Below are 5,926 nucleotides of genomic sequence, written 5' to 3' on the forward strand. Positions count from 1 at the left end.
AAACCAGCCTGCAAAGGCTGAATCATAAAAGGAAAACTGTATATGATAGATCCTATCAACAATCCACTAAAAGAGAACACTAGCTGAATATTAAAATGCTGTAATAAAAAATCGCCAATCAAGCTATTCTTCCCCAGTGTGATTAATATATAAAAACCCAAAACAGTAGGCGGTAAAACCAACGGAAGACCAAACAGGGTTTCAAGGAAAATGGTAAATATATTTTTCTTTTTTGACAAATAATATCCCAAGGGAATGGCAATGCAGAACAATATTATTGTTGTGAGCAAAGCCAATTTTATTGTCAATATAAAAGGTGTCCAATCGATCATATTTGTAAAAAATTGATCAAAGATAATGAAACCACTAAGTAAAATTGAAAGTAATCAGAAGAAATAACTTCTCAAGCGTATTAATTATTTAGAATAACAACGTTTCTTATTGTATTTCATTTAATGTAGTTTAAATTTAAAATTTAAAGTAAACTATTCGCGGGCTCGTTTTGGTGAGAGCTCATAACTATTGTATCAAATGCAAGTAAAAACTAACATTCAGCAAGATGCTGTCAATCAAGTTTATGAGTACACAGCAAATCTTATGGTCACAGAAAAGAAAAGTGCGGCGGAAGCTAAAGCTATTCTAATGGCAAAAGGATTAAAAGAAGAAGTGACAACAATTATTGTTGACAATATACAGCAGCAAATTAATGAAGCTAAGGCTAAACAAGGCAATAAAGATATGCTTTATGGTGCACTTTGGTGTATTGGCGGTCTTGTATTAACACTAATCATTGTTTTTGGTAGTATTCAGTTCCTAAAAGGGGCTTTTTAAGTTGTCATCCTTTACATGTGCTAAAATTGAAGGAAGGTATTGAATGAGCTATCAATGTTTCGTGTGTCATAAATAGTATTTGGCTTCAGGCGTAACTGTTATTAAAGATAACTTTTTGATGTTGCAATGGGATTATCATGTGTGAAACATGCTCATTTTTTTGGTATGAATTTCTAGTTTAATTCTTGAAGTTATTTATAATTCCTTGTCCTTTTTCACTCATTATAAAATCAAGAATCTTCTGAGCTTTCTGTTCTTGATTTCCCTTGATACTGATCATCCCTTGAGCAATTGGCTGGTATAAATTATCGGGTACTTCTGACCAAAAACCAAGTGCTTTATTGGAGGGTGCATTGACAATAAAAATAGAACTAAAACCTAAGTTTACTTGATCTGCTAATATAAATTGATTGACTTGGGAAATACTCTCTCCATAAACTAGCTTCTCATTTATTCTATCTTCAAATATTTGTTGAATAGCTTCTTGGGCCGCTCTCCCATAAGGTGCTGTTTTGGGGTTTGCGATGGCTATTTTTTCAACCGTTATTTCTTCAAGTTGACGGATGTTGAATGACTTTTCTTTACTCCAAATGACCAACTTACCAGATGTGTATTGAAGAATCTCCGAAGCATTCAATTTTTCCTTTTTCAAAGCTTGAGGATAAAAAAGATCAGCAGAAACAAACACATCATATGGGGCTCCATTGATGATTTGAGCAGAGAGTTTGCCAGAAGACCCAACAATCATTTCACATTGAATATCCGTTTCTTTTTCAAAGGCTTTAATCACCTCTTTCATCACAAACTGCATGTTGGCTGAAGTGGCAATTTTCATTGTTTCTACTTCTGAATTTGAAGAAAAACAGGAAGTGAAAAGTAAATTGAAAATTAGAAAATAAATTACCTCTGAAATTTTCGACTGCATTATGTAAATGATTGTTAAGTTGTGCTGTTTGTAGCTTATTTATTAAACACAAAAGTAAATTTATATAAATAATTTAAACTACATTTGAGTAGAGAGAAGATTGGTTTGAGAATTACTTTTCTTTAACAATGTTTCCTTGTGTATCTCTGAACTGCAACAATACCCACTTCTTAATGTATTATCGATGTCTCTTTAAGCTAGAAGGAACCGAACAGCTTCAAAACTTCTTCTTTGATCTAAACGAAGCCCCTATTCAATTTACTCTTTTTAATAAAAAATATATTTTGAAGAGTATAGGGGAGACTTACGAAGAATTACCAGATTTAGCTATTTATTATCGTCATAAAAAGGCATTCTTGATAGATGGTCACGAAAAGATATTATTAAGGACAGGGGATCTGTTGCTCTAAAATAATTACTATTTTAGGTTTAATCTTTATTCTTCCACTGAAAGTAAAAATTCATTTTCACCCATGATAAATAATGGATAGCCTAGTGCTTTATATTGTTCGGCTATTTTCATTTTAGCGGATCTAAAGCCGTCACCATATTTTTTGTAATCCTGCTGTCCAATCACTAAAAAGTCAGTTTGAGGAGTAATGACATCGGGGTGGACTTTACCTCCGGCAGAAACCACTTTTTGCATGGCTTCTTTTCTATTGAGGCCCTGTAGTTTACCTGTGAAAACCACGTGTTTATTATAAAATCGATGGTTAGGATTGGGATTTTTTGCAGGTTGAAATTGATAGGATTTGCGTTTTTTGACAGGTCTGCCATTACCGAAATTTTGAAAGGATCCATCGCTTTTCATAAAACCGCGTTTGCTTCCCATTTTTTCAGTAAGTGTCTCTAAGGATTCAGTTTTATGAATTTCCAGCATTTTTAATGCAATAATCGCTGCCGCTTTAGCATCACTTTCAGCGTTATGATGATCAAGTTTTATATTGAAATGTTCAGAAAGTGCACTCAGCCCGTAACCGCCAAGTTGAGGCAGGGCTTTTCTTGAAAGAATCAGCGAACAGTAAAAATCAATATCAGGCAAGGGTTGATGATAGGCTGTGAGTGTATCTCTTAAAACAGTAAAGTCAAAAGCGGCATTATGGGCTAGGAGAGGATACTTTGTAAGCAACTCATTCAACTCTTTCCAACGGAGGTCAAAAGTGGGAGCACTGTCGGTCATTTCTGGAGTAATGCCATGGATATTGATATTCATAGCATTATAATAATTGGGCAGAGGTTGAATGAGGTGGTGCTGAGAATCTACGATCTCATAATTCTCAACCACCACTAAACCAATTGAGCAAGCACTAGTTCTTTTTGCATTGGCTGTCTCAAAATCTATTGCAATAAAATTCATAAAAGACTACTGATATTGTTCTTCACTAAAAATAGTGTGACTTAAAGTATCGTTATTATGAATAAATTCAAAATTTAAACGTTCTGCATTCTCTTGTGATTGTATGAATTCACAATAGTTATCTTGAGTGAAACCTTTGGTTGGTACATTATTAATACTAATTACAGTGTCACCAACTGCAATCTCACTATTTTCCTCCTGATATTCTTTATAAATACTTCTAATATAAAAGGTTTTTAAATCTTCCTTTCTGTCAATAGATACGGGAAATCTTTTATCTGTATTAAGGATAATCTCATCGATAGGTTTAATGTAAAGATTCGATTTCTTCCAGTCTATTATTAGGTTGAAGTTTGAAAAGAATTTATTTCCGAGAAGATGAGATCCTTTTTCTTGAAAACCAACCACAAAATTTTCGCATAAATAGTCGCCTAGGTATAAAGAGTCAGCATTATAAAACTCCTTTGTATGATTTTTTCCTTTACCAAAAATTCCTGAAGTAATACTGCCATACTGTGAAGTGATAAATTCTAAGCTGTCTTTTTCAGAAATGCCATTCAGGTATTTTTTATTTAAACGTAGGCTTCCATTACTACCAGTGTCTACTTTTAATTTAGATTCAACACCATGAATGCCGACGGTTAGAATAGGGTTAAATTGATTGTCGCTTACAAAACTTATGGAATCATAGACATTAAGGTCCAATGCAGTATTTTTCTTATAAATGGTAATTTCTTCTTTTTGATAATCAATCTGCCAAATACCTTCTTTCATTAGGTTCGCTCCAATGATACCGTCAACCTCTAAACAATTAAAGTTTAGTTTTTCATTATAAATGTCTAAAGCTATACAGTTAGTATTTTGGAATGTAAAGTCTTGAATGGATAACTCGGGGATTTCATAGAAATAAGCTTTTTGTTTGTTGTTTTGTGAATCTGATGCTGAGATACTTCCTTTCTTTTTGAATTGTAACTCTTCCGCCATTTCGGTACTGATCACATTCATTGCTCCAGTGTCAACTAGAAAGTCATACTTTTTGCCATTTATGACAACTTTTATAATAATAAGACCCATGCGACTTTCAAAAGGAATGGTAATTTGATTAGCATCAGCAATCAATTCTCCTTTACTCATTAGATGGTATAATTTATTTAAGTGACAGCTAGATAATAAGAATGAAATTGTTATTAGTAATATTATTTTTTTCATCTATTTATAAAAAGGGTTAGTGATTTTCTTTGTCAAAATTAGTGAATGAATAGAGCTATAGAAACAGTTGTCAGAAAAAAAACTACTGTTGAAAGCTAGCACTTTAGTTTTTTCACCAATTCATTATTGTAAAAGGAACTGAAATATTGATTCTTTACTTAATTATTATCATTGTACTATAGCATTCAATAGCTTGAAATTCATAGGACAAAATTTGTTGAAAATTACTTTTGCCAATGTATTTGATGTTAATTATAGATTTAATGTTACCTAAATATTTTTTTCTTAATTTTGAGGCCAACTTCCAATTGATTTTATTTAACTAGCATGATGTGTAATAATTACTATATATCTACTATTGCAATTTTCCTATTAGCAATAGTTAATGTCTTTGCCCAAGAAAATGGTTCATTATCAAATGAGCTTGATACACTTTATAAAGAAAAAATTATTGGTTATCCTTTTATCGGCTATACACAGGAAACAAAATTGAAATTTGGTGTAACAGGAATTTATCAATTCAAAGTGCCTGAAGCCACATTTCAGACCAGATCTTCAAACCTGACACTATATGGTTATTATACACTTGAGGATCAAATTAGAATAAGAATAACTAATAATATTTTCACAAATAACGAGAATTGGCTACTCGAAGGAGCATGGGAGTATGCAATTTTTCCTGAAATGTATTATGGTATCGGTGGAGACACACCTAAGAGTAATGAGCAGGTAATCAATTACACGAAATTAGATTTCAGGCAACAATTATTAAAGAAAGTATCAAATCAAATGTTTTTGGGAATTCAATATAGATATGTTGACTATTGGAATATAGATATTTCTGAAAGAGCAGATGGAATGGAGACAGACACTTCAGAAATTCCAGGTTTTGATGGAGGTAAAGTTTCAGGGATAGGTCTTGTATATAAGTGGGATAGTAGAGATTATGTAATTGCTCCTACGAGTGGACATTATATAGAAGCAAGGTTTGAAACGAATCAATCTTGGATGGGATCGGAGTATAGCTTTAATCGTTTCTTTTTAGATGCAAGAAAATACATGGACCTTACTAAGGAAAAAGAAGGTAAAACAGTCTTGGCCTTGCAATGTGCTTTACAGACCACAAATGGTGATGTTCCTTTTAGGGAAATGTCATTAATGGGAGGTATGTATATGATGAGAGGGATTTATGAAGGTAGATATCGAGATAATAATATGTTGACTTTCCAAGCTGAAGTAAGACAGCATTTATTCTGGAGGATTGGTATGACAGGCTTTGTTTCTACTTCGAATGTATACAATAATCAAGATGGTTTTGATTTTAATCTAATAAAAGTTGCTGGGGGCGGTGGATTTAGATTAGCTTTTAATAAAGATGATAAAGCATCATTAAGAGCTGATTATGGTTTTGGCCCAGAAGGGAACTCAGGGCTTTACCTTACCTACGGAGAGGCTTTCTAAGTTTTTGAAGAAACTGTTGTTTCATAATTGCTAACAATAAGTACAAATTCAAAATTATCTCATACTAATTCTATTTATTGTTTTGCGATTACTTCCTTCAAAAAACTTTTAATAGAACCACTATTAATACGTTTTTTAGCGTT

General features: G+C 32.6%; 6 protein-coding genes. 2 read left to right on the plus strand and 4 right to left on the minus strand.

All coding sequences use genetic code 11. From position 1 onward, the window contains the following. Nucleotides 1-332: molybdate ABC transporter permease subunit (locus tag AVL50_RS33260; RefSeq protein ID WP_371258970.1), on the minus strand; the 332-nt coding region annotated here is incomplete at its 3' end. Nucleotides 333-531: 199 nt separating this feature from the next. Between AVL50_RS33260 and AVL50_RS00305 the strand changes: the two genes are divergently transcribed. Beyond that, on the plus strand, nt 532-831 hold the full coding sequence (locus tag AVL50_RS00305; protein WP_062614488.1) for a hypothetical protein: 300 nt from the start codon (nt 532-534) through the stop codon (nt 829-831). A gap of 178 nt (nt 832-1,009) precedes the next feature. On the opposite strand, the gene modA is transcribed toward AVL50_RS00305, so the two are convergent. The 3 genes from modA to AVL50_RS00325 all read right to left on the minus strand — a co-directional run bounded on the left by modA (nt 1,010) and on the right by AVL50_RS00325 (nt 4,247). Then, nucleotides 1,010-1,756: a molybdate ABC transporter substrate-binding protein gene (gene modA / locus AVL50_RS00310; protein WP_063850494.1), complete on the minus strand. Its 747-nt coding sequence runs from the start codon at nt 1,754-1,756 to the stop codon at nt 1,010-1,012. A gap of 436 nt (nt 1,757-2,192) precedes the next feature. Further along, the gene (locus tag AVL50_RS00320) at nt 2,193-3,113 is read right to left on the minus strand and encodes an exonuclease domain-containing protein (protein WP_062614490.1); all 921 of its coding nucleotides are present in this window, start codon (nt 3,111-3,113) and stop codon (nt 2,193-2,195) included. 6 nt (nt 3,114-3,119) lie between these two features. Beyond that, nucleotides 3,120-4,247 carry a retropepsin-like aspartic protease gene (locus AVL50_RS00325; RefSeq protein ID WP_062614491.1) on the minus strand — a complete coding sequence of 376 codons (1,128 nt, stop codon included), beginning with the start codon at nt 4,245-4,247 and terminating at the stop codon, nt 3,120-3,122. A gap of 402 nt (nt 4,248-4,649) precedes the next feature. Between AVL50_RS00325 and AVL50_RS00330 the strand changes: the two genes are divergently transcribed. Then, nucleotides 4,650-5,783, plus strand: coding sequence for a BamA/TamA family outer membrane protein (locus AVL50_RS00330; protein WP_082795595.1), 1,134 nt, complete (start codon nt 4,650-4,652; stop codon nt 5,781-5,783). The last annotated feature ends 143 nt before the right edge of the window (nt 5,784-5,926 follow it).

The sequence above is a fragment of the Flammeovirga sp. SJP92 genome (genome assembly GCF_001583495.1).
Classification (GTDB): domain Bacteria; phylum Bacteroidota; class Bacteroidia; order Cytophagales; family Flammeovirgaceae; genus Flammeovirga.

What these genes read in the sequence shown, in the direction of transcription:
- modA (WP_063850494.1), bottom strand. Translation starts at nt 1,756, where the DNA reads ATGCAGTCGAAAATTTCAGAGGTAATTTATTTTCTAATTTTCAATTTA.
- AVL50_RS00305 (WP_062614488.1), top strand. Translation starts at nt 532, where the DNA reads ATGCAAGTAAAAACTAACATTCAGCAAGATGCTGTCAATCAAGTTTAT.
- AVL50_RS00320 (WP_062614490.1), bottom strand. Translation starts at nt 3,113, where the DNA reads ATGAATTTTATTGCAATAGATTTTGAGACAGCCAATGCAAAAAGAACT.
- AVL50_RS00325 (WP_062614491.1), bottom strand. Translation starts at nt 4,247, where the DNA reads ATGAGTAAAGGAGAATTGATTGCTGATGCTAATCAAATTACCATTCCT.
- AVL50_RS00330 (WP_082795595.1), top strand. Translation starts at nt 4,650, where the DNA reads ATGATGTGTAATAATTACTATATATCTACTATTGCAATTTTCCTATTA.